Annotated in this window: 19 protein-coding genes; 4 read left to right on the forward strand and 15 right to left on the reverse strand. The window is 65.8% G+C overall.

What is annotated here, in order from left to right:
* Positions 1–86 precede the first annotated feature (86 nt).
* On the reverse strand, positions 87–866 hold the full coding sequence (locus tag RCR19_RS12410) for a GntR family transcriptional regulator (protein WP_331265191.1): 780 nt from the start codon (positions 864–866) through the stop codon (positions 87–89).
* Between the two features lie 18 nt (positions 867–884).
* Between RCR19_RS12410 and RCR19_RS12415 the strand changes: the two genes are divergently transcribed.
* Complete coding sequence (locus tag RCR19_RS12415) at positions 885–1,352, forward strand: NUDIX domain-containing protein (protein WP_331265192.1); 468 nt, start codon at positions 885–887, stop codon at positions 1,350–1,352.
* A gap of 23 nt (positions 1,353–1,375) precedes the next feature.
* Here the strand turns inward: RCR19_RS12415 and RCR19_RS12420 are convergent, their stop codons facing one another.
* The 7 genes from RCR19_RS12420 to RCR19_RS12450 form a co-directional block, all read right to left on the reverse strand.
* Entirely contained in the window at positions 1,376–1,927 is a 552-nt protein-coding gene (locus RCR19_RS12420) for a hypothetical protein (RefSeq protein ID WP_331265193.1), read from the reverse strand.
* Between the two features lie 575 nt (positions 1,928–2,502).
* On the reverse strand, positions 2,503–4,893 hold the full coding sequence (locus RCR19_RS12425) for an AAA family ATPase (protein ID WP_331265194.1): 2,391 nt from the start codon (positions 4,891–4,893) through the stop codon (positions 2,503–2,505).
* Between the two features lie 138 nt (positions 4,894–5,031).
* Positions 5,032–6,522: a class I SAM-dependent DNA methyltransferase gene (locus RCR19_RS12430; RefSeq protein WP_331265195.1), complete on the reverse strand. Its 1,491-nt coding sequence runs from the start codon at positions 6,520–6,522 to the stop codon at positions 5,032–5,034.
* A gap of 60 nt (positions 6,523–6,582) precedes the next feature.
* Positions 6,583–7,551, reverse strand: a complete 969-nt coding sequence (locus RCR19_RS12435) for a GIY-YIG nuclease family protein (RefSeq protein WP_331265196.1) — start codon at positions 7,549–7,551, stop codon at positions 6,583–6,585.
* Positions 7,551–8,846 carry a hypothetical protein gene (locus tag RCR19_RS12440; protein ID WP_331265197.1) on the reverse strand — a complete coding sequence of 432 codons (1,296 nt, stop codon included), beginning with the start codon at positions 8,844–8,846 and terminating at the stop codon, positions 7,551–7,553. The genes RCR19_RS12435 and RCR19_RS12440 overlap by 1 nt, the downstream gene beginning before the upstream one ends.
* Positions 8,843–11,659: a DEAD/DEAH box helicase family protein gene (locus RCR19_RS12445; RefSeq protein ID WP_331265198.1), complete on the reverse strand. Its 2,817-nt coding sequence runs from the start codon at positions 11,657–11,659 to the stop codon at positions 8,843–8,845. Before RCR19_RS12445 ends, RCR19_RS12440 begins: the two co-directional genes overlap by 4 nt.
* Before the next feature lie 892 nt (positions 11,660–12,551).
* Complete coding sequence (locus RCR19_RS12450; protein ID WP_331265199.1) at positions 12,552–15,332, reverse strand: AAA family ATPase; 2,781 nt, start codon at positions 15,330–15,332, stop codon at positions 12,552–12,554.
* Between the two features lie 234 nt (positions 15,333–15,566).
* On the opposite strand from RCR19_RS12450, the gene RCR19_RS12455 reads away from it, so the two are divergent.
* Both RCR19_RS12455 and RCR19_RS12460 read left to right on the forward strand, forming a co-directional pair.
* Positions 15,567–16,766, forward strand: a complete 1,200-nt coding sequence (locus RCR19_RS12455) for an epoxide hydrolase family protein (protein WP_331265200.1) — start codon at positions 15,567–15,569, stop codon at positions 16,764–16,766.
* A gap of 496 nt (positions 16,767–17,262) precedes the next feature.
* Complete coding sequence (locus RCR19_RS12460; protein WP_331265201.1) at positions 17,263–18,009, forward strand: hypothetical protein; 747 nt, start codon at positions 17,263–17,265, stop codon at positions 18,007–18,009.
* Positions 18,010–18,037: 28 nt separating this feature from the next.
* On the opposite strand, the gene RCR19_RS12465 is transcribed toward RCR19_RS12460, so the two are convergent.
* From RCR19_RS12465 to RCR19_RS12475, 3 genes are all read right to left on the reverse strand, one after another.
* A complete protein-coding gene (locus tag RCR19_RS12465) occupies positions 18,038–19,096 on the reverse strand; it encodes a zinc-dependent alcohol dehydrogenase family protein (protein ID WP_331265202.1) in 1,059 nt (352 codons plus the stop codon).
* 382 nt (positions 19,097–19,478) lie between these two features.
* Positions 19,479–19,904: a nuclear transport factor 2 family protein gene (locus tag RCR19_RS12470; RefSeq protein ID WP_331265203.1), complete on the reverse strand. Its 426-nt coding sequence runs from the start codon at positions 19,902–19,904 to the stop codon at positions 19,479–19,481.
* A 37-nt stretch (positions 19,905–19,941) separates the two neighbouring features.
* Positions 19,942–20,370, reverse strand: a complete 429-nt coding sequence (locus RCR19_RS12475; protein ID WP_331265204.1) for a hypothetical protein — start codon at positions 20,368–20,370, stop codon at positions 19,942–19,944.
* 120 nt (positions 20,371–20,490) lie between these two features.
* Here RCR19_RS12475 and RCR19_RS12480 point away from each other — a divergent pair, with 120 nt between their 5' ends.
* Positions 20,491–21,381 carry a LysR family transcriptional regulator gene (locus RCR19_RS12480; RefSeq protein WP_331265205.1) on the forward strand — a complete coding sequence of 297 codons (891 nt, stop codon included), beginning with the start codon at positions 20,491–20,493 and terminating at the stop codon, positions 21,379–21,381.
* Positions 21,382–21,528: 147 nt separating this feature from the next.
* On the opposite strand, the gene RCR19_RS12485 is transcribed toward RCR19_RS12480, so the two are convergent.
* The 4 genes from RCR19_RS12485 to RCR19_RS12500 form a co-directional block, all read right to left on the reverse strand.
* Complete coding sequence (locus RCR19_RS12485; RefSeq protein WP_331265206.1) at positions 21,529–22,338, reverse strand: universal stress protein; 810 nt, start codon at positions 22,336–22,338, stop codon at positions 21,529–21,531.
* A gap of 441 nt (positions 22,339–22,779) precedes the next feature.
* A complete protein-coding gene (locus tag RCR19_RS12490; RefSeq protein WP_331265207.1) occupies positions 22,780–23,181 on the reverse strand; it encodes a hypothetical protein in 402 nt (133 codons plus the stop codon).
* Positions 23,178–23,570, reverse strand: a complete 393-nt coding sequence (locus RCR19_RS12495) for a hypothetical protein (protein WP_331265208.1) — start codon at positions 23,568–23,570, stop codon at positions 23,178–23,180. Before RCR19_RS12495 ends, RCR19_RS12490 begins: the two co-directional genes overlap by 4 nt.
* Positions 23,570–26,065 carry a DUF4132 domain-containing protein gene (locus RCR19_RS12500; protein ID WP_331265209.1) on the reverse strand — a complete coding sequence of 832 codons (2,496 nt, stop codon included), beginning with the start codon at positions 26,063–26,065 and terminating at the stop codon, positions 23,570–23,572. The genes RCR19_RS12495 and RCR19_RS12500 overlap by 1 nt, the downstream gene beginning before the upstream one ends.
* Between the last annotated feature and the right edge of the window lie 131 nt (positions 26,066–26,196).

The following is a 26,196-nucleotide window of genomic DNA, read 5'->3' on the forward strand; positions in this document are numbered from 1 at the left end:
CATGAAGAAGAGTGCCTGACTCCTATACATGAGTCAACCCGCCGCGAAGAAGAACTCACGACGGGCTGAGGGGAATTGAGTCTGCGTCAGTCGGCAGCAGGGATCCGGTACTCGAAGATGAACTGGTCAGCGGCCATGAGCGTGTCACAGACCTCCACCACACGACCCTCCGTCGTACGCGCCTCACGAACCAGATGAACCACCGGCGCACCGGGGCTCAGCGCCAGCTCCGACGCCTCCGCCTTGGAAGCCGTACGCGCCTGCAGCGTCTCCACAAACTCGTCAAACTCATGCCCGTGGTCCTCGAGTCGGGCGTAGATGCCACCGCCACCAGGGTTCTCGGCGAACAGCTCGGGAATGTCCTTCACGACATCCCACGGGAGGTACGACGTCGCGGTCTCCACAGGGGTGCCGTTGCGGAAGTAGAGGCGACGCCGGGCGAGCACCTGGGTGCCGGCCGAGACGCCCAGTCGCTCAGCGGCATCCTCGGGGGCTTCCATGGGGCCGATGTAGAGGACGCTCACCTTGGCCGTGGCACCGGACTGAGCGGACTCCGCCAGATACGCGGCCTTGCCGCCCTGGCGGTGCGAGCGCCGGAAGCGGTCGGAGGAGCGATGCCGTACCGGCGGGCGATCCTTCACGATCGAACCCTTGCCGTGCCGCGTCTCGACCAGCCCGCTCGCACGCACCTCCACCATGGCCTTGCGAATCGTGCCGCCCGAGACCCCGTAGCGGTCGACCAGCTCCGACTCACTCGGCACCATCTCACCAGGCTTGAGGACACCGGCCCGGATCTGCTGCACGATCTCCTCGGCGATCTGCACGTACCGAGGTACGGCCCTCTCACCTCCTACCGCTGTTCCCATAGTCCTTCTCTTCCTCCTATGCTCCTGTACATGAGTAACAGTGCCCAGGAAGGCCAGTCAACGCCGCTGCACTCCGTGTCCGTGGCCGGAGTAGTGGTGCGCGAGGACGGACGCCTCCTGGCCATCCGCCGAGCCGACAACGGCACTTGGGAACTCCCCGGCGGCGTACTCGAACTCAACGAGACCCCAGAGGCCGGCGTCGCCCGCGAGGTCCTGGAAGAGACCGGCATCCACGTCGAGGTCGACGAGCTCACCGGGGTCTACAAGAACACCACCCGCGGCATCGTGGCCCTGGTCTTCCGCTGCAAGCCCTCAGGCGGCACCGAACGCACCTCCAACGAGTCCACGGCAGTCGAATGGCTCACACCCGACGAGGTCAGCGAGCGCATGGCCGAGGTCTTCGCCGTCCGCCTCCTGGACGCTCTCGACGGAAGCGGGCCGCACGTCCGAAGCCACGACGGCCGAAATCTCCTCAGCTCCCGATGATCTTCAGACCTCATTGGATTTGCTCAGCGGAAGCCCCGTTGCCCCAACAGACGGGCCTGTTCCCTCTTCAGATTGGTGAACCCTTGCCGTGCATACGCGGCGAGCTCCTCGCTGGGGAACGGAACCAATGAGAGGTGTTGGTCGTAGCTGCCCTGCGTCCACCTGGCAGCAGTGATCTCGTAGCCCGAGACATGTGCAGCCAGTTGGAGCAGGATCGGTGGCATCTCCGGTTCCTTCAGGAGATCTGCATGTCTGATGACGAGATCGCGCATGGCCTGGATGTTCGGGAGGAACACGGTCGTGACCCACAGCCGCCACTCGGCGAGTTCCTCCTCCGTGGGCGGTGTCTCATGAACGAACGGTGATCTGCCGTCAGGGCAGGCGTTACGTTCCTTGAACGCCTGGAAGCTGCGAGCGTTCGCCTCCGTGAGGGCGAACAGGGGCCCGTAGAAGTCGCTGAGTTGGCGGTTCACGCGCGCGAGACGCTCCTGCCGCTGCGACAGACGCAGCCCGTTGAGATAGGTAGCGGCATAACCGACGAACGCCAGTCCGATGGTGACGACCAGTGCGACCACGAAGAGCGATCCTACTGAGCTCGTCAGCGGCAGGGCGGGAGACCGCTTCGGTGCTACCGGCCCGGGCGCCGGCGAAGGGCTGAGCGCGTACTCGACCCTGGCACTGCAGACACTCGTCGACACCGACGCCACCACCTCATGAGCGGGAGCGACCGGCCACAAGGACACGATCGGGATAGAACTTTCCCTGCTTCATCAAGGCGGCTCGCTCCGCTCCCCGCGCGCGGCCCGGCCCCCGGCCGGCCCTGCGCTCCTGTCTCCGCCCCGCTCCAGCCCTGCCGGCGCCCGTGCCGCGCTCTACAGCGATCAGTCGCTTGAAGCCAGAGAAGGCGTACGTCGTGGCTGGGGCGGTCGGCTCCGCGGCTTTAGGCAGCCACTTTGGCGCGAGCCTCGAAGATCATGGCCCCAACGTCGTGCTGTAGCGGGCAGGTCCACAGACTGCCCGACGCGCCGGAAGCTTACGGGGCCATGATCACTCGCGCCAAAGCAGCTCCAGCCCAAAGCCGCTACGCCGACCTCGTTTTACTGATGCGCTTCAGGCCGTCGGCAACAAGCCAAACTCCTCACAGAAGGAATCACTTGCGAGTGACCTGGATGTCGATTACGCATTGGTTGTCCGCACAGCGCCCACCCTCGTTAGCCCAACGCTTGCATGACGAGCATCGAACGGCATCGTGCAGTTCCAAGACGGCATCACCGAAAGAACGCGCTTCTGCATTACTTAGCTCAAGAGCCCTCGGGTCACCGTGAGCAACAGGATTCCTCATCCCCCTCACTGAATCAATCTTCCGCAGAGTTGACGCCAAGTGCGTACTACTCAACGAGGTGGAAACTGACCCCCAAAGGTCATGGAGGGTAAATACGCGTTCGCGGTTGTACGGGATGGGGAGCCTCAGACGCGCACAGAGCTCACGGCAAACATACTCCAAAAGAGGTCCAGCCTTTCCAGCAACGGAGTCTGGTTCCCCGTTCCGCAAAAGGAACTTCAGGTCTTTGGTCAACACATCAACACCGGGCGGCTGAAGTTCAGGACCCGCATCCGGATCCCATCGGCGAATCTGGTGCTCAACAAACACATGGCGAGCGGAATTGAAGAGACTGCGCAAACGCTCGAGCCAGAATCGATCGTGCACTGTGAAGATTAGCTGCCACTCGGAAAGTTCCTCGAGGAGGTGCTCCACGAATGCTTGGCGAACTGTTGAATCAACACTTTGCAGTACATCATCCAGAATCAGGACCTTGGCCTGACCACGGTCGGCCGCCCTTCGCGCCACAGCCACGAAGAATAGCAGGGCCAACAGATCCCTGTACGCCTCCGAGAATAGCTGCTGCGGGAAGCAGTTGCGTCCACCCTTTAGCCTCACAACTACATCAAGCGAGAGGGGGCCAGACTCTCCGAGGACGATATCGATTCGCTCAACCGGATGCTCATGACAAATTCTCCGAAATGCCGCGGTCACCTCCGCTCCGACATCCTGCAGAGCAGATTTAAGAAGTAGCGTCTGCTTTCGATGCAATACGGGATTCAGCGAGTTATCCGAATTTTCAATGAATTGCTTCGCCTTCCCTAGTTGGGTGAACACCGACCCCAACTGCTGCACCAGTTGACGGAGTTCGATGTCAACATGCTGCCACCCTCCTTCCTCAGCGAAGGTTGCAGCTTTCTTCCCCCTGTATATCTTTTCTCGAATCGCATTATTGAATCCGCTACTGTTGGCCAAATCGCCAGGATCAACACCGAGGAGGTCGGCCAGGCGCCCCGCATATGCCGTGCGCTTAATGCGCAACTCGGTAACTTCGGTCCGAAGCAGCCGAGCCTTCTCGCTTGGCCGCACAGCAAGACTGTCAGAGTCTGCGGGAAAGTAATCCAGCAACACGGTACCGCGACTAAGCGCTTCCGTATCCAAGAAATTAGAGAGATCGGTTCGCTTGATCGTGATCGGCGCCAGCCTGAACCCAGGGCGGACACTTCGAGGTTCTGCAATTACCTTCTTTTGTGGGTCGACGACCGCGCTTCGCTCCACGGATGAATCATCCGTTAGGTCAACACGGGCTCGGCTTTCACCTTTCGCGCTGAACGAGCGCAGCGACGGAGCCACAGGCGAGTCATAGTATGCAGATCGACCAATACGCCCTTGCAGGGCAAATTCAATCGCATCGACGATCGTCGATTTACCTGTCCCGTTCTCGCCAAAAATGAGCGCAGAAGACGGACTGTTTTTCTTTCCGAAAGTCAACCTCAGCTTTCCAGGCGCCCCACGAAGAGCCGAAAGCTCGACGGATCTCAGCCTTACTTCAGCATCGGAGCGATCATAGTCGACTTCGCCACTGACCTCACTGGCTTCCCGCTCTTGACGACCGGCAGCAGCCGCCAAAATATCGGCTGCCGACTCATCACTATCAGTAATTTCCCCCTTCGGAAGTAGGACAGGATTGTTCTCAATGGCCACCTTCCTAACTTCCTTCAACTTCTCGGAAATAACATTTTCATCCCACCCGTATCCAAATAGTGCCGCCCAGTCTGGAGCTTCGGCTATCCGAGCATTTTCGCGCCTAATTTCCTCGCGAAGAATGCGCGGGACCCGGATACCGTCTGCGCAGACTGCCGCGAACGACAGAGCTGCCTTCCGTAGTTCCGGAGGCAAGTGATTCTTTGCACGCGCTATATAAGCTCCCGCCCTTGTAAGTCTGATCAGACTTTGGCGCAGCAAGGACGGATCGTACCTTTCAGCGGCATCAAGAGCAAGTCGTTGCGAGTGCAGAAATAGCAATTGCACTTGCTTATGAAGAGGCATCCTTCTTTCGCGCACGGCGGCATCGATCTCTTCATCGGACGCCCTTCCCCACTCTCTTTCGACAGTCCTCGAAAAAGGGGAGACGCCTTCTCGGGCTTCCACGATAGATTCGATGATTCTCGCTGCTCGCGCGAGGGGTTCTTCTTCGGATTCCTGCTCCACCGTCTGCACTTCCAAAAATCCCCTCTGTTGCCCTAGCAGCGACACGCTGCCGATCGAGCGGGCCCCTGCCCGAACCTTCAAAGCGAAAGTCGTATCGATAGCGCCGATATGCGAGCCCCTTCCCGGGCCGCTAGCGCTAAATGATGGCTATCCGACAATCCGCTGGTTCGCTTCATTTGCCTCTATGGCGTCGGCGACGGCCGCAAACTCTTCTAGGGCAGCGGTGAGGTCTTCGACGATCTCGCGGGCGATGACGTCGGGGGCGGGAAGTTTGTCGAGGTCCTCGAGGGACTCGTCACGAAGCCAGGTGATGTCCAGGTTGACCTTGTCGCGGGCAATCAGCTGGTCATAGGTGAACGACTTGAACCGCTCGGACTCGACACGTTCATCTAGAGGCTGACCAGGCTTGGCGGACTGGACGAAGTCCTCCAGGTGCCCGCGGGCCAGGGGGTTCTTCTTGAGCGTGAAGTGCTTGTTGGTCCGCAGGTCGTACACCCACGTCGTGGCCGTCCACGGGGTCTCACTGGCCGGCTTCTTGTCGAAGAACAGCACGTTCGCCTTCACGCCCTGGGCGTAGAACACCCCAGTGGGCAGGCGCAGGATCGTGTGCAGGTCGAAGTCGTTCAGCAGACGTCGGCGCAGCGCCTCCCCGGCCCCGCCCTCGAATAGCACGTTGTCCGGCAGCACCACCGCGGCTCTGCCGTTGATGTCCAGGATCGTCATGATGTGCTGCAGGAAGTTGAGCTGCTTGTTACTCGTGGTGACCACGAAGTCATTGCGCTCGATCTCCCGGTCCTCGCGGGCCTCCCTGCCGTCGGCGCCCACCATCGTGATCGAGGACTTCGTACCGAAAGGCGGGTTGGCCAGTACCACCGACCACCGGTCACCGGGGTCGGCGACCAGGGCATCCTTGACCTCGATCAGTGACTCGCCCTTGGCGTCACCCATGCCGTGCAGCAGCAGGTTCATCGCGGCCAGGCGTGCGGTGCCGTCCACGATCTCCACGCCGTGCACGAACGACGCCTTCAAGTGCTGACGCTGCTCGGGGTCCATGTGCGCAGCGTCCTTGGAGGCGTACTCGTGCGCGCCCAGCAGGAACCCACCCGTGCCGCAGGCCGGGTCGACCACCGTGTCCTTCACGGTGGGCCGCACGATTTCAACCATCGCGGAGATGATTGAACGTGGCGTGAAGTACTGTCCCGCGCCCGACCCCTTGTCGCTGGCGCCCTTGGACAGGAGAGATTCGTAGGCGTCACCGTTGATGTCACCGCGGCTCGACCAGGTCTCCTTGTCGATTAGATCGTGGATCAGTCGCTTGAGGATCGCCGGGTCCTGCACCCGGTTCTGCGCCTTGCGGAAAATCGTGCCCAGCATGCCCGGCTGGCGGCCCAGCCCTTGCAGGATCAGCGTGTACTGGGTCTCCAGGGCTGCACCCTCAGCGTCCAGCAGACGCTGCCAGGAGTATTCCTCGGGGACAATCTGCTCAGGCTTGAGCGGCCGGTGGGCACGCTCATGCGCCATCTTCAAGAACAGTAGATAGGTCAGCTGCTCGGTGTAGTCCAGCACGCCCACCCCGGCGTCCCGCAGCACCCCCGCATACGTCCACAGCTTGTCGACCAGCCGGCGAGTATCCGACACGTTGCTTCCTTCCCTGCCCCAGGCATACGCCCTGCGAGATGAATAGATTTTTGGGCCCGGTCAGCTGGTGCTGCCGGACTCCCAGAAGGCGTAGGTGACGTTGCCCTCCGTGATCCAGCTGATCCGCCCGTTCATGGATACCCGTCCAGCTATCACCGCTCCAGCGGCTGAGGGAGAGCCGAACACGACGTCACGGGTCAGACGCGCGGTCCCGTCCGGACCGACGGCGATCGATCCATCCGCGACCAGGTCACGATGCTGGCTCTGACGAACCTTGTACTGCTTGGCCGACGAAGCCTTGTAGCCGAAGCGGTCCGGCATCTCCGCAACCACCTCTGAACCGGCCAGAACCGTGAACTCCCCATCAATGACCTGTGCCTGAGCACCAGGCATCTGCACGAGGTGAAACACCGGGGAGACCTCTACCTCAGGCTCCGGCTCGGACTCGGCGACCGGTCCCGGGCCACCAGCCCCAGCAGGCGCAACCTGCGCGACGGAGGGAGCACCGGCAGCCGAGCGAGTAGCCCTGCCACGCAGGACATCGACGCCCAGGACCGGCAGCAGAATTTCCAGCTGACGGACGAACTCCTCCATGTCCGAAGCGTCAGCCTCAGGCAGGTCCGCACCGCCAGTGGGCTCGTTGCCGTTCTCCAGCGGCACACGGCCGATCGCCTTGGCCATGCCGATCAGCTTCGACTCCAGCCAGCGCACGTGCGCGCTAGTCAGATTGGAGTCCTTAGAGGTGATGACCACGACCTCCGACCAAAAGTCCTTGTTCTGATCGTGCGTGCTCAGCCGCTTGGCGACGTTATCCGACTGTCCGACGTACGCCTTGGTCTTCCCGGTCTCCTCGTCCTCACCCAACAGGATGTAGACGCCGGTCTTCTGCGCCTCCCTACGCTCCCGGATACGCGCCAGGTCCTTACGGGCCCCCTTGAGGAGCTGCCCGGTCCACGTCATGATCTCCGCGGTCGTCAGACCACCGACCTTGCCGTCCACCAGGAACAAGCGGACTTGCTTGCCCGCCATCAGACCAGCACACCTTCAGGAGCCTCAGCCTCGACGATGTCAGCGGCGATCTCTTCGACCCGCTCAAGGTCGGAGGCCGCACCGGTCAGGCGACCGGAGAACGCGGCAGCTAGGAGAGAGCGTCGGAGGTTTTTAGCTCTCCTCAGGCCGACGGAGACGCTCCGCTCTAGAGCGGCTGCCTGATCCGATGCTGATCGGCAGCGGGCGACCATCTCAGTCTGCTGCTCGGGCGTCAGGCGCGGAACGCAGATCGACAGCAGGGCCTTCTGGGAGATGTTGCGCATCGAATCCTTGGTACCCGTGGAGAGGTCAGAGATCTGCTGACGGGACCTTGGGGTCTGAAGCACCTGCTGAAGCCACGCCGCCTCAACCCCCTCCTTCGGCGTGATTCGAAGACTCTTGTCACTCAGGAGCAGGCGTGGACGCGTTTCACCGACCAGCACGCTGGCACCTACGTACGCGGATGTGTTCGCGCGGCTGACGAGCAGATCGCCGGGCTTGATCTCATAGCGGGAATCGGCCTTCTCCGCCGGGATCATTTTGTTCTCATCGGGGCGGAATTGCCCCCAGGTCATCGCGCTTACCTTGATGATTCCCCATTCATCCGGCCCTGCCGGAGGGGCTGAACTTCCCAGCGACTTGCCCGCTTCGACAAACTCAACCAAGTCTGCGAGTTTGGCTGGATCGCCCTCGTAAGAGTCGAGCACGAATTGTCGAGCCGATCGCTGATACGACTCCGCTCGACGACGTGCGGCCTCAAGATAGTCGACGCCCGCGTCGAGGCGTGATAGGTGATCCTCCAGTACATTGACGATCCGCGCTTCGACGGCTTCACCGAAACGCGGGACCTCAAAGTCCTTGATGCTCTTCAAGTTAACGTGTGGCAGCTGGGTTCCAGTAGCTGAACCCTTGAGGTGTTGTTGGAACTTGGAACTGCCGAGCCAGTAATAAAGGTAAGCGCCGTTGATCGAATGGGGGCGAATGCGGGCGACTCGCTGGACGAGTAGTGCGGGGAGGTCACTGGGGCGAGCCCGGGCGAGCTTGAGACCTGAGGAGATGAGCGGGCGGTCCATCCCAAGGATGAGATCCCCCTCCTGTATTGCCAGGTACTCATAACCCGGAAGCATCGCCTCTGGCCAGGTCTTCGTCCGCGTCCAGCGCAGTGCCCCGGGCTCGATGTTGTCACCTCGCAGCAGCCGGATTCCTTCGTCTGGTCCACCGAAGTGGGCGCTCTTGAAGGCGGGGCCAGAATCGACCGTAGCGACCTCACCGACGGTCTGAAAGGCTGGCTTCACGCGGTCAGCTCCTTGTTCAGGGTCTCCAGGAGGTTGCCGGCCTGGTCGCCCAGGTCCCGCAGGGCGCCGTCGATGCCGCCGCGCTCGTCGAACGGGGCACCATCGAGCTGGTCGACGTCGATCCCGGCCGAGGAGGCGATCACGTCCGCCATGTTGTCCAGCCACCACCTCTGTGTCTCGGTGAAGACGATGCCGGCCTGCTCCTGCTGCCGTAGCCAGCCCTGATACCGCTCGTCGATCTTGTCTGCGTACGGCACCAGCTCGTCATCACCCGTAAGGGTAAAGCGCAGCAGGGACACCAGGTCCGTGACCTGGGCCTTAGGGTTCGGCCGGACCCGGCCTTGCTCCACCTGCTCGTACGCCTCCCACAGCCGCTGCGGGGTCCACTCGTGCGGCGGGCGGGCGATCCGGTCGGCCAGTTCCTTGATCTGGTCGAACGTGCTTCCGGCAGGCTTGGTGCCGGATTCCTCGGCCTGCTGCAGAACCTGGATCGCGGAAATCTCGCTGCGGTGCTCGTCGAGGTAGGCGCGCCAGTCCGTGACGATCTCGCGGGCTTTGTCCTCGGCGCCGACGCCGTAGGCCTCGAGCAGCGTGTCGGGGTTGGTGTCATCGATGATCTGGTCGTGCTGGCGGCGTAGCTCCATGATGCGCGTACGCAGTTCGGGGTTAGCCGCCAGAGGGGTGATGGCCTTCTCGAGCAGGTCGTCGATCACTTGTTCAGGGCTTGCGCCTTCGCCGGCAGCAGCGATGGCTTCGGCCTGCTCCTCGGGGTCGCAGGCCTTGACCAGATCCTTGACGATCTTCTTGAGGGGCTGGCCGGCGACCTTGTCGAGCTCGGCCCGCTCGGCAGGCGTGACCTGGAGCTCCAGGGCGGCCAGGCGGGAGGCCAGGGTTGCGGTCTCGCTCTCGGTGATCGTGAGGCTTGCGGCTTTGCTCAGGAGGTCCTTCAGGCTGATGCCCTTCGTGCGCATCAGCGGTGGGTCCACGAAGTCGTGCTCGGTGACGCCGATGGCGTCGACGATGACGAACCTCGTCTTCTCCTGGGCGGCCGGGCTCGTCTGGGAGTCGGGGGTGACGGCCTGGAAGTCGGGCTTGGGCATCGTACGTGCCCCGCGGCCCTTCATCTGCTCGAAGTACTGTGCCGAGCGGACGTCGCGCATGAAGAACACGCACTCCAGCGGCTTGACGTCGGTGCCGGTGGCGATCATGTCCACCGTGACCGCGATCCGCAGCCTCGCGGAGGAGCGGAAGGCCTTCAGGTGGCCTTCGGGGTCTTTGGCCTGGTAGGTGATTTTTGCGGCGAATTCGTTTCCCTTGCCGAAGACCTGCCGCACCTGGGTGACGACCTCCTCGGCGTGCGCGTCGTCCTTGCAGAAGATCAGCGTCTTGGGGACCGCGGTGCGACCGGGGAAGATTTCGGTGAACAGCCTGTCGCGGAAGGTCTCCAGGACGGTGCGGATCTGGTTGGGGTTCTGCACTGCCCGGTCCAACTGATTCTTCTTGTATTGGACGTCCTCGTCGATGGCCTCGATGCGCTGGATGCGGGTGCGGCGGTCGACCTTCGGCACGAACGTGCCGGCCTCGATCTTCGCGCCATTCTCCGAGACCTCCGTCTTGATGCGGTAGATGTCGAAGTCCACGTTCACGCAGTCGGCCACCGACTGGGTGTACGTGTATTGCGAGACGAGGTTCTGGCGGAAGAACGCGAACGTCTGCTTGCCGGGTGTGGCTGTCAGCCCCAGGATGTGGGCGTCGAAGTACTCCAGGACGCCTTTCCATACCCCGTAGATGGAGCGGTGGGCCTCGTCCACGATCACCGCATCGAACGACTCCGGTGGCATGTCGGGGTTGTAGGCGACTTCAACCGGGGCGTCCGGCACGAAGCGGTCCAGCCCCGGGTCGTCGCCTTCCGGGATCTCCCTGCCGCGCAGCGCGGAGTAGACGCGCTGGATCGTGGAGATCACCACGTTCGAGGACTCCAGCATTCCCAGACCGGTCAGGCGCTGGACCGAGTACAGCTCGGTGAACTTCCGGCCGTCGTCCGGGGTCTCGTAGTTGCTGAACTCAGCAGCGGTCTGATTGGCCAGGTTGTTGCGGTCGACCAGGAACAGCACCCGCTTGAACCCTGCGTGCTTGAGCAGCCGGTAGGACAGGGTTACCGCGGTGTACGTCTTGCCCGCGCCGGTGGCCATCTGGATGAGCGACCGGTCCGCACGCTGGGCGGCCAGGGATGTCTCGGTCCCAAAGATCGCTTCAGTCTGCGCGGGCCGCAGCCGTTCCTCGTTCAGTGCCGGCATGCGCCGCACCTTTGCCCGCCAGGTCGGGAAGGCAGGATCGTCCTGAGCCTCCCGAATTATTCGCGCGAGGGTGGCCGACTTCGGGAAGTTGAAGATCTTCCGGGCGCGCGGCTCGGGGTCGTAGCCGTTGGTGAAGTGAGTCTCCGACCCCGATGCCTCGAACACGAACGGGATGCGATCGCCCACCGTGTGCGCACGCTTGCGATGATCCGGCGGCAGGCCCGTGGCGTACATCGCCGACTGCCACTCCACACCTGACAGAGTCGTGCCCTGAGGCTTAGCCTCGATGACCCCGACAACCTTCTTCTCCACGTACAGCAGGTAGTCGACCCGACCGTGGCCCGGCGCCATGACGACCTCGCGCACCGCGACACCGTGCACGCCGAGCTCACCCGCGAACAGATTCATCGCCTTGCGATCCTGTACCGCCCAACCAGCGGCAGTCAGCTGCTGGTCGATGAGGAGACGAGCACGGGCCTCCGCCGGGAGGCGGGATTCATGATCTTTGCTGTTCATCGCTTCCTCAGCCTAGGCATCGGGAAAGTTGCCAACTCAGTGGCACGCTCTGGCGGTTCGCTCAAGCTAGGAGACGTTGGCGCGGTACTCATCCGATCACCTCAGCTCAACCCTGCAAAGGTGGGCTTCACGCGGGTAAGAGGCGCCTGGGGCCCCCTCGACCTGAGCAGCTCGGTTCACTACGTCATAAGCCAGCAGAACGGCAACGTAGTCACGCGTCAGCACGAACCTCCCAGCTACTGCGCCCGATGCTTCCCGCCGTCGTGAACGCGCTGCGCAGCGATGTGCCGCTTCTCGCCACCGCCCTTATCCCCCATCAAGAAGCACCTGACCGCCACCGACGATGTCTCCACGTGACAATGCGGGGATGTTACAACAACTTCACTTTTGAACGTGGGTTCTTCACGTTTCGTGAGGGCCAACTGAGCAGATAGAGCGCCCTCTTAAGATGGACTACCTGTGGACAGGGAACCATCCTATGCTCGACTGGGGACGCCTGACCTGCATCTATGCCCCAGCCCCAAAGGGCCTCCGGAGCCGTGTGCGCAGGTTCGAACCCTGCGCCCCCGGGGCACCCCCGGCATAAAGTGCCCAAAGTCCTGCCACTAGTGAAAGCGCCCGGTGCCAGGGCTTCGCCCACACAGGCGTATGTCGCCGCAGCGACCACATGCCAAGGTCCGCAGACGAGGCGTGGACGGGACCCTGAAGCATCGTCGCAGGTGAGACCCAGAAATCGCCGGCCCCCGGACACCCGGTCCACGAGATCGGAGAGCCACTCGGCCCTGTCAAAGCGCCCGCTCCCGGCAGCGTGGGCTGTCGCGACTCCGTCAGGCCCCCGGCATCCCCGATCTCGAAGCGCCCGCTCCCGGCAGCGTGGGCTGTCGCGACTCCGTCAGGCCCCCGGCGTCCCCGATCTCGACGGGGACAACGCTGAGCGAAGGTGCCTGCGGGAACTCACGCCGAGCTTGGCGAATACGTTGCCGAGGTGCCACTCCACCGTGCGGGGGCTGATGAACAACTGGGCGGCGATCTCCGAGTTGGTGTGGTCTCCGGCCAGCCTGGCGATCTGTGCCTCCTGGCTGGTGAGTTCGGCGTCGGCGCCTACCGTTCGCTTGCGTACGGTTTCTCCCGTCGCCAACAGCTCCCTGCGGGCCCGTTCGGCGAAGCCGTCGGCTCCGAATCTGCTGAATGCCTCGTAGGCGGAGCGTAGTTGGGCACGGCCTTCCTGACGGCGGTTCCGGCGGCGCAGCCACTCGCCGTACAGCAGGCGCGCACGGGCCAGTTGGACGGCGACGCGGCAGTGCCCGAGACGCTCGACCGCCTCCCTGTAGAGCGCATCGGCGGCCTGATCGTCGCTCAGCAACGCCCGAGAGCAGGCCGCCGTACCCAAGGCCCAATCGGTGCCAATCGCACGCGTGCGCTCGGTGAGATCGTCCAGAGCCGCCTCGCCGGACTCCGGCTGCCCGCTGCGGGCGGCCGCCTCGATGAGTTCGGCGAGTGACCACCCGAAGAAGCCCAGGTCCTCGTACTGGCATGCACGCGTCGCAGCGGCCAGCGCGGCATCGTAGCGGCCGAGTCCGTTGTAGAGCAGTGCGGTCGCGTACTCGGCCAGGCCGAGTACGCGTCCCTCACCCCTGGCACGTACTTCTTCGATGGTGGCCCCTATGAGGTCCAGGGCCGCGGATGCCTGTCCTCGCCAGGCGGCGAGAAGCAGGGACGTGTACATCATCGGTACGCCGCCCACCGCCTCCGAGATCGCCGTGGCCTCGTCGATCAGAGCCTCGGCGGTGTTGAATTCGCCGGCGTGGACGTGGGAGCACGCCTGGTAGGTCAGCGCCATCGGAAGGACATTGAGCGCCCCCGCGTGGCGGGCGAGGCCGACGGCGCCCTGCGCCATCTCGTGCCACGCGTCGTCGTCCCACAACTCGGGTGCGAGAGGCTCGGGTGCCACACGGAACGCCAGCCACAGCCAGCGCCTTTCCGCTTCCCTCACACCGGTCTTCTGCTCCTGCCGGACAACGTGCAGCGCATGCCTGAGGGCGGCGACTCCGGCGACGTAACCATCAAGGATCCGACCGGTGACGCTGTCCAGAAGGACATCCACCATCCGCGGCGGCGTCCTGGACGGTGGGCCGGCGCGAGCCGCCTCGGCGACCTCGCGCAGCCCGGGCCCTTCGCCGAGCCGGCCGGCGAAGCTCGCCGCGCCGAGTGTTTCCAGGAGGGTGTCACGGGCGAGGTCGGAGTCGAGAGGTGCCAGCCGGTGTGCGGCATCGAGCAGGAGCCGAGGCGCTGCGCTGCCGCGCACCTGGGAGAACACCAGCCGGGCCCGCAGTCGCTCGAGTCGGGCGCGCTGCAGGTCGTCGAGTGGACCGGCCTCGGCGATGGCCAGCAGGGACTGAGCCTGGTCGACCGCGCCTGCGTCGATGTGTGCCTGGGCGGCGGCCAGTGCACGGCCGGCTCTCCGTGCGGCATCGGAGGTCAGCTCCGTCGCCTGCTGCAGGAACGAGGCCGCTGCGGCGATTCCTCCCCTGCCCTGGGCCCGGCCCGCCGAGCGCTCCAGGTCCATGGCAATGCCCTCGTCAGGCCGGTCGGTCGCGTGGGCGCGGTGCCACGCCCTGCGATCAGGATCAAGGTGGGGATCGGTGGCCTCCGCCAACGCCCGGTGCGCGGCCCGGCGCCCCGGCGCGGCCGCCCCCCGGTAGACGGCCGAGCGCACCAGGGGGTGGTGGAAGCGCACCCTGGTACCGAACTCGACCAGTCCCGCGGCCTCGGCCGACATTGCGGCATCCTCCGGTATCCCCTGCAGCGCGGCTGCGCGCCGCAACAGATCAACGTCTCCGGTCGGCTCGGCCGCGGCGGTCAGCACAAGACGCCGGCTGTCCACCGGAAGCGATGCGAACTGCTGGTGAAAGGCGCTTTCGATGCGACTCGCCAAGGGTCGCCTGCCCGGTAGCCAGAAGCCACCCGCCAGCTCGGCGGGGGCCAGGGTGTGTGGCAGTTGCAGCAGCGCCATCGGGTTGCCGTGCGTCTCGGCGACGATCCTGTCCCGTACCAGCGGGTCGAGTGGTACGCGAACCGCCGAGGCCAGCAGGGCACGCGCCTCGTGATCGCTCAGTCCCTCGACGATCAGCTCCGGCAGACCGGCCAGCTCCCGGCCGTCATCGCAATCCCTCAGGGCGAAGATCAAGGCTACCGATTCGGCCGCCAACCGCCTGGCCACGAATGCCAGCGCCTGCAGGGACTCCTCATCCAGCCACTGCGCATCGTCGACGAGGCAGGCCAGCGGGCCGTCTCCGGCGGCGCCGGCCAGCAGACCAAGCACAGCCAGACCCACGAGGAACCGATTCGGCACCTCACCCTTCTGTAGTCCGAACGCGACGGACAGTGCATCACGCTGTGGATCGGGCAGCCCGTGGAGCCTGCCCAGCAAGGGCGCGCAAAGCTGGTGAAGGCTCGCGAAGGGAAGCTCCATCTCGCACTCGATGCCCGAGATGCCAAGGGTGCGGAACCCGACGGCCTGGCCGACCGCGTGGTCCAGCAACGCGGTCTTGCCGATCCCGGCTTCACCGCGCAGGACCAGAACCGCACTGTCGCCCGCCCGTGCCGTGGCCAGTACCCGCTCCAGCGCCGCCAGCTCGTGGTCCCGGCCCCGTAGCACGACCCGAGAGTCCATGGACTGTACACCCATAGGTCGATCTTCCTGGAACGCAGTTTTGATGCACCTACGCACTGTTTTGACCGTATTCCCTTTTGGGCGCTTTCAGTAATTGTGCGCGGATCGGACGCACCCCGGGGTTCGACCACGGGGACACCCCGGGGGTTTCCCTGGGGCGACGCACGCAGACCTGGACGACTGTGGACGAGCCGGCGACAGAGGGTCGCCGACATTGCAAGGAGCACCCCCCATATGTCTGACACTTCCGCATCGACGACTGTCCACCCGTTCACGTTCGAATTCCCCGACGCGGAACTTCAGGACCTGCGTGCGCGCATCGAGGCGACGCGCTTCCCCGAGAAGGAGACCGTCGACGATCAGTCCCAGGGCACCCAGCTCGCCACCGTCAAGGAGCTGGCGCGTTACTGGGCGACCGAGTACGACTGGCGCAAGGTCGAGGCGCGGCTGAACTCCTACCCGCAGTTCATCACCGAGATCGACGGGCTGGACATCCATTTCATCCACGTCCGTTCGAAGCACGAGAACGCGCTGCCGGTGATAGTCACCCACGGCTGGCCGGGTTCGATCATCGAGCAGCTGAAGATCATCGACCCGCTCACAAACCCGACGGCCCACGGTGGTGACGCCTCGGACGCCTTCCACGTGGTGATCCCGTCGATGCCCGGCTACGGCTTCTCCGGCAAGCCGACCGCGTCCGGCTGGGGTCCGGAACGCATCGCCCGCGCCTGGGGCGAACTGATGAAGCGCCTCGGATACACCAAGTACGTCGCGCAGGGCGGCGACTGGGGCGCGGTCGTCACCGACCTCATGGGGGTGCAGGAGCCCGAGGGCCTGGTCGGCATCCACACCAACATGCCCAAGGTGATTCCGCCCGCGGTCGAGCAGGCCATCATCGCCGGCAACCCGCTGCCGTCCGACGTCGTCCTCGCCGACGACGAGCAAAAGCGCGCCGTCGAGCAGCTGGACTTCGTCTACCGGCACGTCTACTACGCCTACATGATGGCCTCGCGCCCGCAGTCCCTTACGGCGCTCGCGGACTCCCCCGTCGGCCTGGCCGCCTTCCTGCTCGACCACGACAAGGCCAGCCTCGAGCTGATCACCCGGTCCTTCAACGGAGTGAGTGAGGGCCTGACACGGGACGATGTCCTGGACAACATCACGCTCTTCTGGCTGACGAACACGGCGATCTCCGCGGCCCGCCTCTATGGGGAGAACACAACTCCGTTCTTCGGTTCGAAGGGTGTCAAACTCCCGGTAGCGGTGAGCGTCTTCCCCGACGAGCTCTACCAGGCCCCCAAGAGCTGGTCGGAGGAGGCGTACCCGAACCTCGTCCACTACAACAGGCTGCCCAAGGGCGGGCACTTCGCCGCGTGGGAGCAGCCGGAGCTCTTCGTCGGGGAACTCCGCACGGGCTTCCGGTCACTTCGATAGTCGACCGGGTCCCGGCGACCGGCACAGGCGATGACCGGACGGGCGGCCGTGGATACTCGACCCCGAGTCACTCGGCCGCCCCGCGTGCCGGCAGCGCGAGCCGCGAACCGGCGTTGCCACACGCGTCCGGCGCTGCTGTGTCGCCGACGGCTTGCGATGGACTCCGCCGCAGTTCAGAGAGCTGCCGGTAGTGACCGCGGCATTCACTCCGGACCCTGTACGCGGGTTCAAAGCCTGCCGGGGACACCCTGCATGGTGCTCAAGACCCCGTCACCGGCGGAAACGCTGAGGCGGGGTCTTCGTGTCCGTACGGCGCCATGTCTCACGAGCGGGCCTGTGTCGGGGCCGGAGACGAGCTGTTGACGAGATCTAGGCCCATGTCTGGAGGTTGGTGGCCCCTTCGGACGATCGGTCCTGGCCCACCACGGGGACAGGATTCCCGCTCGGCCCCCGGCCGGCCGATGTCATGCGGCCGCCGTCTGCTTGGATCACTGCAATGACGGACTGGTCCGAGCTCCACCACGCCTACGGCACCGCAGAAGACGTTCCCGGGCTGCTCGACGCAGCGAGCCCGGCTCCACAGGATCCGAGCTGGGACGAACTCTGGTCCCGGCTGTGCCATCAGGGCACCGTCTACCCGGCGAGCTACGCGGCCCTGCCCGCACTCCGAGACATGGCGCGTCACTGGTCGCCACGGGATCGACGGATGCCGCTCTGCTTGGCCGGCTCCATCGTGGCCGGCAAGGACCAGCCCTACGGCGTTCAAGATCCCCAGGTGACCTACGCGTCGGAAACATCCGACCTGGTGGGGCTGACCGAGGAAGCGCTCGAGGACCCTGGACTCGCCGACACTCCCACGACATACGTCCACTTGCTGGCAGCCCTCCTGAGCTTCGAGGGTGTCGACGTCTGGGGCGAACGGCTCGACGGGCTGAACGACGAGGAGTACGAGGTCTCCTGCCCCACGTGCAGTACGGAGAACTTCATAGCCTTCGGGGCATACGGCTTCTTTTCGACTGCCGACAGCATGTACATGAAGGCCACCACTGCGAGGAAAGTGCCACTGCAGCCACAGGCTCCCTCAGCCCTGGCGGAGCTCGGCCGAAGACTCCACAACCGCGCCCTCGCGGACGGCCAGTCCGGCGTCGCACACAAGTTGACCTACGTCTTCGGCAACGCGCAGTGCGCCGAGTGCGATGTGGTCTTCGGCGTCGCGGAAGCCGTCGTCGCCTGTTTGGGCTGATGGCCGCGGCCGCGTGCAACACCGCTTGCTACCCGGCGTCGTTGTCGCTGCCGTCTTCGAAGACGAAGAGAGGCTTGGCGCCTCGGGCGGGTGTTTCGGCGAGCGCGATGGCTTCGGTGAAGCGTTCGAGCGGGAACGGCCGGCCCTGGGGGATGCTCAGCACTCCGTCAGCGACGAGACCGCGGACCTCGGACAGCGCGCGCAGCGCGCCCTCAGGGGAAGCCGTGCCGAACCAGCGGTTCAGCCAGAAGCCGCGGACCGCCTTGGTCTCGTAGATGACCGAGCGTGCCTGCAGCGGGATCGTCAGCGCCGCCGGGTCGGTCTGCCGATGGGTGGACAGCGCGCCGTAGACCACGACCTCGCCTCCCGGAGCCAATGCCTGGGACACCTGGGCACCCACATGTCCCGCCACGCAGTCGACGGCCTTGCGAACGCCGGACTGTCCTGCGATCTCGGCCACGCGCTGCAACAGGTCCTCGTCCTCGGTGCAAATGACCTCGTCGCCGCCGAGCGCTTTGATCTCCTCGACGGCATCGCGTCGCCGCACGACATTGATCGTGCGAATACCCAGATGCCTTGACAGCTGAATGACGAGCCGGCCGACGGTGGAGCCCGCGGCCGTCTGCAACAGCCATTCGCCCGGCTTTACGTCGAGTTCGCGCGTCACGAGGAGCAGTGCCGTCAACGGGTTGACGGCGAGTTGACAGGCGCTGGAGTCGCTCAGACCGTCCGGGACCGGCAGGAGTCTTTGTGTATCGGCCACAAGGTATTCCTGCCAGGTGCCGGCCACATGGGGCCCGGGCACCGCCGGGACCGCAACGGCCACCACACGCTCGCCGATCGTCAGCCCCTCCGTATCCGGGCCCAGGGCCTCGATACGGCCCACGCACTCCATGTGACCGCCGACGGTGGGAAACTCGGGCGAGAAACCGTAGCGTCCACGCAGCACATGCAGATCGCTGGCGTGGATCGGAGTCGCCTGCACACGGATCAACGCCTGGCCGGCTCCTGGTGTGGGAACAGGCCGGGATTCCAGCCGCAGGACATCGATCGGCTCGCCGACCTTTCCGGCTACGAGCGCGCGCATGGATCGAGGCATGAGAGACCTTTCATCTCCCAGCGCCCGGCGAGTTCGACGGGCGTTACGGACAAGAACGATGCTGGTGCCGGCTTCCTCGTCGGCGCCCGGGCTGCAGGCCCTTCCTTTTTGATGGAACCGGCCCGCGTGCTGAGTGTCATCGGCACGGGCTCCCTACTCCCCTTCACCGGCCCACTCGAGACGATCACGTAATCGCGCCGGGTTCGTGCGGCTTACCGATGTCCGCGATCAGGACCGCGCGACTCGGCGCAGCACACCGAGTTCGGATCATGGATCCGGCATTTCGGGGTCCGCACCCCCCGGCTCCGGGACGATTCCCGACTGCGGACGGCGCGGCGTCGCTCGAATGCCCGCTGTGTCGGTTCGGGGCTCAGCAGGCCGCCGAGGGATACGCCTGGAGGCCCTCGATCGAGTCGCGGCCCTTGGCGGTGTCCGCGTACAGCCGGGCCTCGGTGATCAGCCCGTCTTTCACGGTGAACAGCAGACAGTGTTCATTCTCCATCGTGCGGCCGGTCTTCGCCCTTGCCCTGGCCCTGACGGGAACGATCACGTGTGACCCGGCGTCGAGCACCGTATGTGCGTCGTAATTGAAGGTGTCGTAATAGTGATCGTAGATATCCTGGTAGAAGGCGAGAAACCCTTCCGGACCGTGGAATGTCCCGCCGTAAGGCAGAGAGGTGGGGAAGTGGAAAACCACCTCGGGTGACATCAGGGCCACCAGGTCCGAGAAATCGTTCTCCTCGAATCCGGAGTATGCCCGCCGGCAAGCATCCACGATTGGCTGATTCCGAGACATTCTTCCTCCATATCGCGGCAGGAATGAGCGGGTCCGCTCAGTCGCGGTCGGCGCAGTACTTCGCGTACTCGGTCCCGGCGAAGTGCTCGCCCAGCTTCCGGGAGAAGTACTGGAGCATCGGCAGCGGACGGTGGTTCATCACAAGGTGCTGCGTCTTCCCCTCTTCGTTCTTGTAGACGACGGCGATGTTGGCGATCGGCCTGCCGTCCACGGTCGCCGCGTAGTCCTCGACGAAGCCGTTCTCTCCGTACTTGCCGATGTAGATGAAGTCCTGGAATTCGTACAGAGTGCGCGCGTAGGAGAGTATCGCGCGAACGTCCTTGGCTCCGTGAATGGTGCCGTTGAAGACACCGGCCTCCAGCGTCACATCGTCGGCAAGATTGTCCAGCCAAGGGGGGTAGTAGTCCTTGCGCTGTCGCACCGGGTCACCGCTGCCCAGATATGTCGGTGGCGTCCTGTAGGTCATTTTCAGCCTCCTGAATAGGTTGGACTTCCAACAGAATCGCTGGGCGCAGCAGGCACTGTCCAACAGAAGTAATAGACCGCGGCCATCTCGCTGAGAGATACCTCGAGGGATACTCGGAGGGTGGAACTGCGCCAGCTCGAGTACTTCGTCGCCGTCGCGGAGGAAGCGAACTTCACCCGTGCCGCCGCACGGGTGCACGTCGTCCAGTCAGCGGTCTCCACCACGATCAAGAACCTCGAGCGGGAACTCGGTACGCCGCTGCTGGAACGCACCCCCAAACGCGTACTGCTCACCGACGCCGGTGCCGCCCTGCTCCCGCGCGCCCATGCCGCTCTCGACGCCGCCCGGGAGGCCGCGGACGCGGTGGCCGAGGTCCGCGGCGGACTCAGCGGCACACTGCGGCTCGGCGCGATCGCCACGGTCGGGCTCATCGACCTTCCCGTGTTCCTGGGTGAATTCCACCGGCGTCACCCTGGCGTGTTCCTGCAGACCAGCGCCGCCCCCTCCGGTTCGCAGGGCCTGATCGAAGCCCTCCTCGAACGGCGGCTCGACCTTGCCTTCGTCTCGGGGCCCGGACCTTGTCCGACCGGCATCACGCTGACCGACCTCGCCACCTCGGTGCTGGATCTCGTCGTGCCCGCCGACCATCCGCTCGCAAAACGACCCAGCGTCTCGATCACCGAGCTCGCCGGCCTGGACTTCGTGGACTTTCCCCTGGGCTACAGCAACCGGACCGTTGCCGACCGGGCCTTCGACGCCGCCTCCGTCCCCCGCCGCGTCGCCATCGAGATCACCGATCTCACCACCGGCGTGGACTACGTACGAAACGGACTGGGCGTGGCACTGCTGCCACGGGTCGCCCTCGGCCAAGGGCGGGACGTCGCCACGCTGACCGTCGTCGACGCCGACCTGGATTGGCAGTTCTCCCTGGCTTCTCCGTCCGACCGCGCGCCCGGTCCCGCGGCCCGCGCCGTGATCGCGATGGCACACAAGATGCTCCGGCGAGGGTGAGCGTCCCATCGCACATCGCCCCCGGTGCCGTTCGCACGGCGCCGTACGGGGGCGAGGACCGGCATCCCGCACCGCGCACAGGTTCGCCTCCGGTCCCGGCGGCCTCCAGCCTGTTGTGCGTCCGACGGCCGCCCTGCACGACCCTCGTCACGCACTACGGCGGACGACGGCGACCGGGCAGTGCGCGTGGTGCAACAGCGCCTGACTCACCGAGCCCAGGAGCAGCCCGGAGAAGCCGCCGTGCCCTCTGGCTCCGACGACCATCAGCTGGGCGCCGCTGCTCGCCTTGATCAGTACCTCGCGGGTTTCGCCGCTCAGGACCTCCTGTCCGACCCTGACGTCCGGATACCTCTCCCGGCGACCGACGACTGCCTGGGCCAGCAATCGCTCCGCGCTCTCCACGCCCATACCGGCCGGCGCGTAATCGGGCAGCCACGCATGCACGGCCCTGATCTCGGCTCTCCTCAACGCAGCCTCGGCGAAGGCGAATTCGACCGCGTTCTCGCCTTCGGGGGAGCCGTCGACGGCCAGCACGATCGGCCCCGCGTCATCCGGTTCGTCGCTGACCACGATCACCGGACACTGGCTGTGAGTGGCCAGGGAGACCGCCGTCGAGCCCAGCAGCATGCCGACGAAGCCACCGATGCCTCGCCGGCCGACGACCATGAGGTCCGCGTCTCGTGACTCGGCCGTCAGCACCGCTACCGCGCCGCCGGTCATCACGGCATCGGTGACCTCCACCTCCGGCGCGACACCGCGGGCGAGCTCCGCGGAGTCGTGCGCCAGGCGATTGAGCGGCGACGGGTCCAGCGGCGCGTACATGGGCCCGACAGGCCAGCTGAAACCGTGCACCACACGAAGCGTCGCATGACGCCGTCGTGCTTCCCGGGCGGCCTGCACCACCGCCGCATCACTCGACGACGAGCCATCCACTCCGACGACGACCAGGCTGCCCACGGCTCCTCCACAGTCACATCAGCTTCGCTTCCCCCTCGATCACCTCGGTCTCCAAAGCTTTACCGCCACCGGGCGTCGCCGCCAGCCGGCCGGGCGACTGGCGCACATCTCCGGCACGGGGACACATAAGGCTCTACCCCAGCCGCCCGGTCCTGCCCTGGACTCGGCCTCGGTCCACAGCGTCGTCCACGTTCGATCGGGCAGCAGGGGCGGCGGATCCCGGTGCCCCCGCTGCCCTGGTCGGTGGATCGGTGTGGGTGATTCGCTGGGGCAGGTATGTCCGCGGCACGGGGGGTCGGATGGCGGATGGCGGATGGCGGCCCGATGGTCGCCGGGCCCTGGCCCGTCCCGCGGGTCACCGGGGAGTGCGCACCGTCGCAGTTCGTGCGGGCGCGCCTGTGTGGGGCCGCTACGAGTGGCCGCCGTCGCGGGGCCGGCCGGTCAGCCGTGTGCGGCCTGCTTGACCGGATCGGCGACCGCGCCGGGCCGGCCGGGAGACGTGGACCGAGTGGCTGCCGGGGACCTGACGGTCCGGGCTCCGGCCCGCTCGGCCATGGCACGCTGTGCGGGCGGGGGGATCATCCCGTCGTCGGTCACGACCAGGTGCCAGGTCGGCTCGGTCCGCCAGGCCGGCTGGGGCGCGGCTCCGTTGAGGGCGTCCACGCCCCAGGGCACCTGGGAGTCCGCCATGAAGGCGGCTTGGTCGGCGGCGGTGTCCGCGGCGAACGAGGCGGCGAACCGGTCCCGGTCCAAGAACAGGAAGCCGTCCCTGGGCGGCGGGTCGGCGATGAGGCTGTGCTGACCGGCGAGGGCTACCGCTTCACGGAGACCGCACTCTCTCAACCACCCACCAGGGCGACCAACTTGATGAAGACCAGGTCGGGATCGGCTGTCAGGTCCACGACTTCGTCCAGGTCCTCGACCTGGTGGTCACCGGCCAGTACGAAGAAGCCGTTGGCCAGGAAGGCGCGTTCCGCTGTGTCGGCCTGGCGCTGCCAGTCGATGCGGCGCGGCTCGCGGAGTCGGTAACCGTTCAGTTCGACCTCGGCGTCGTCGGGACGGACGAGACCGTTGAAATGGGTGCTCGGGCGGCTGTTGTGCCGGGCGACCTCCTCACGGACCCTGAGCCGGATCAGCTCCCGTACGGTCATCCTTTCCGGCAGCCCGGCGATCTCCCACGCGGCGACCGGCTTGCCCGTCGCGGTCTCGTCCCGGAACGTCACAGTGGCCATCAGGCACCCCTTTTGATCTGGCGGAGGATCGACTCGTCGGTGATGTCGGTGTCCGCGGCGAGCAGGAACGCCTTGCTCAGGATCAGGGAGAGCCGCTCGTCCTCGAACGGCAGGAAGACCTTCCCGTCACCCTTGCCACGCGACGGAACGATGCACAAGTAGGAATCGTCCGGTTCCATCAGGATGTTCGCCGAGCCCAGATGGACCCTGTACGTACGCAAGTCCCCCCGCACAACCAGGAAACGACCCTCCAGCGTGCACCGGGCGGCGATCTTCAAACGCGGCAGGATCCGCTCCAACACCTCCCGCCGCACCTCGGCACTCGCCGTCAACGCATCGAAGGACGCCCTCCGCCAGTACCCCCCGTAACGGTCCTCGCCACGGTCGGCCCATTCGGGATCGGCGGCGATCGACGTCACACCCACAAACAGATCCACATCCCGCATCGCCTCGCTGAACACCAGCGGGGGCACCTCCGCCAGCGGTACCGCACGTAGGCGCCGGCCGTCCCGCCGTTCGAAGCGGACCTGGTCCGTCGCGGCGTACTCGGGCGCGTAGCCGCCGTCGTCGTCCGCGGCGGGCTCGTGGTGGAAACAGGCCCGCCACTCGCCGTCGCCGAACTCGGCCCGCGCCTGACCGTCGTAGCCGCCGTCGTACCGGCCGAGGAAGTTGGCCTGCCAGCCGCGTTCCTTGAACAGCGCGTAGAGCTGCTTGTAGTGGACGATGTGGGCGGCGAACCTGTTGGAGTAGACACCGGCCTCCTCCTCGGCGGGGGTGAGCAGGTAGATCTCCCGGAAGGCCTGCTTGAACGGCTGCCGCAGCCGCTCGGCGACGATCCGCTCCCGCCACTCCCCGATGTCCTCCGCTGACGCCCGGATCGGATGCCACAACCGGACGCGCTCGGGCCGACCGGCCGGCTCGGCCGCCGGTGCCACCGCGTGCCACTCGCCGCCCTCGTCCTGGAACTCCCGGATCAGCCCGCGGACAAGAGTTCCGGTGACCGGGTGGTCGCGGTAGTAGCGGCACCACTCCTCGTACGGCCACTCCCGCCCGGCCGACATCAGCGCCTCCACACGGGCCCGCTCGCCCGACAGCGTCCCCCGTATCTCCTTGGCCAGGGCCTTCAGCTCCCGGAGCTCGTCGGGGAATCCGTCCTTCACTGCCGCCGAAGCCGTGCGGGACGTGGTTCCGTCGGGGCGCGCGAAGGTGAGCCGTACGGTTCCCGCCCCGTCGATCGCCACCCGCACCCGGTGTCCGCCCACCTCTCGTTCCAGCGAGCCGTCCGGCGCCAGACCGTGGTCCGGCACGCTGCGCTCGATGAGCTGCTCCGCCGTGATGCCCTGCTTGCCGGCCGCCGTCACCAGCGCGGTGTCGAGCTGCTTGCGCAGTGCCCGGTGCCTGATCCGTGACTGCAATCGCCACAGTGCCTCGAGGGAGGCCGTATCGCCGGTCTCGGCCAGGGCGTTGATGGCGGCACCCGCGAGCTTGAGGTCCTCGATCACCCCGGTTCCGTGTCCGCCGGTCCGCAGCGCGAGCGCGCCGAGGTGACGCACCGCTGCCGGGCCTGCTGTCAGCGCGGCCGCCCAGACGATGCCCCGTGCCAGGTCGGCGTCGTTCTGGTGGACGACGTAGTGGTAGTGGTAGCCGTCATGCAGCCAGCCGGTGTGCGCACCGTTTTCTGTGCTGCACAGCGGATCGTCCTCGGCCAGCGCCCGCAGGACGTCGGCCACGAGGTCCCGTGCCGACGCCGCGTCCGCGAGTTCGAGGCAGGTCCGCCGCCACCGCTGCGCGGGTCGCGGCCCCGACGGACTCGCCAAGTGCCTGATGAAGCGGGCCGTTTCCGACGTCGGGGAAGTCCTCGCGCGATCCCTCAGCGGGGCGGCCCAGGGAGCACCGACGGGTATCAGTCCCTCGGGGATGTCCGCCTCGTCCACACTCGCCAGCAGCGCCCGGAGGCGCTGGGCGAGCGATGTGCGCAGCCGCGCCTCGAGGGTGGTGTCCATGAGCCGGGTGTGCGCGTGCCGCAGCCAGGGCCCGACCGCACGGCGGCCCTCGGCGTCGAGCTGGTCGGCGGCGTCCAGCACCTGACCCAGTGCTTCGGCGAACCAGTGGTTCACGTCGTACTCGGTGGCGCGGAGCAGCATCACGGCGACCTCGCCGGGCGTCCAGCCGCGCACCCTCGAGATCAGCGACCCGATTTCGGCGTCGTACTGCCACAGGCTCGTGTCGTCGAAGCGGGCGGCCAGCATGAGGCACAGGACAGCGGCCCTGCCCTCCTCGTCCGTGCAGGCCGCGAGTCGCCCGTCGATCTCGGTCCGGGTCGCCGCGCCCTGTGTCCTGGATCGCCGGTACTCGTGCCCCATGGAGCGCCGGAACTCGGTCCGTTGATGTTCCAGGAGGTCGACGAGCCGGCGGACGCGGTCGAGCGCGACGGAGCGCACTTCGTCGAGCCCGTCGTTCCTGCGGGATTCGGCCACCAAGGCGTCGTACAGCATGGCGGGATGATGGCAGGGGGGACTGACAACGCGATCAACTCGGCGGGTCTCCCGCCTCGTTGGAGCGCGGCGCTCGGTGCACGGCCGGGTGCGTGCCGCCCTGAGCGACCGTATGTCGGGGCCGTGGACGG

This window comes from Streptomyces sp. WAC07094 (assembly GCF_036320405.1).
Classification (GTDB): domain Bacteria; phylum Actinomycetota; class Actinomycetes; order Streptomycetales; family Streptomycetaceae; genus Streptomyces; species Streptomyces lannensis.

Coding starts and splice junctions, on each gene's coding strand:
- RCR19_RS12410 (WP_331265191.1), bottom strand. CDS start 866: ATGGGAACAGCGGTAGGAGGTGAGAGGGCCGTACCTCGGTACGTGCAG.
- RCR19_RS12415 (WP_331265192.1), top strand. CDS start 885: ATGCTCCTGTACATGAGTAACAGTGCCCAGGAAGGCCAGTCAACGCCG.
- RCR19_RS12435 (WP_331265196.1), bottom strand. CDS start 7,551: ATGGCGGGCAAGCAAGTCCGCTTGTTCCTGGTGGACGGCAAGGTCGGT.
- RCR19_RS12445 (WP_331265198.1), bottom strand. CDS start 11,659: ATGAACAGCAAAGATCATGAATCCCGCCTCCCGGCGGAGGCCCGTGCT.
- RCR19_RS12450 (WP_331265199.1), bottom strand. CDS start 15,332: ATGGACTCTCGGGTCGTGCTACGGGGCCGGGACCACGAGCTGGCGGCG.
- RCR19_RS12455 (WP_331265200.1), top strand. CDS start 15,567: ATGTCTGACACTTCCGCATCGACGACTGTCCACCCGTTCACGTTCGAA.
- RCR19_RS12460 (WP_331265201.1), top strand. CDS start 17,263: ATGACGGACTGGTCCGAGCTCCACCACGCCTACGGCACCGCAGAAGAC.
- RCR19_RS12465 (WP_331265202.1), bottom strand. CDS start 19,096: ATGCGCGCGCTCGTAGCCGGAAAGGTCGGCGAGCCGATCGATGTCCTG.
- RCR19_RS12470 (WP_331265203.1), bottom strand. CDS start 19,904: ATGTCTCGGAATCAGCCAATCGTGGATGCTTGCCGGCGGGCATACTCC.
- RCR19_RS12475 (WP_331265204.1), bottom strand. CDS start 20,370: ATGACCTACAGGACGCCACCGACATATCTGGGCAGCGGTGACCCGGTG.
- RCR19_RS12495 (WP_331265208.1), bottom strand. CDS start 23,570: ATGGCCACTGTGACGTTCCGGGACGAGACCGCGACGGGCAAGCCGGTC.
- RCR19_RS12500 (WP_331265209.1), bottom strand. CDS start 26,065: ATGCTGTACGACGCCTTGGTGGCCGAATCCCGCAGGAACGACGGGCTC.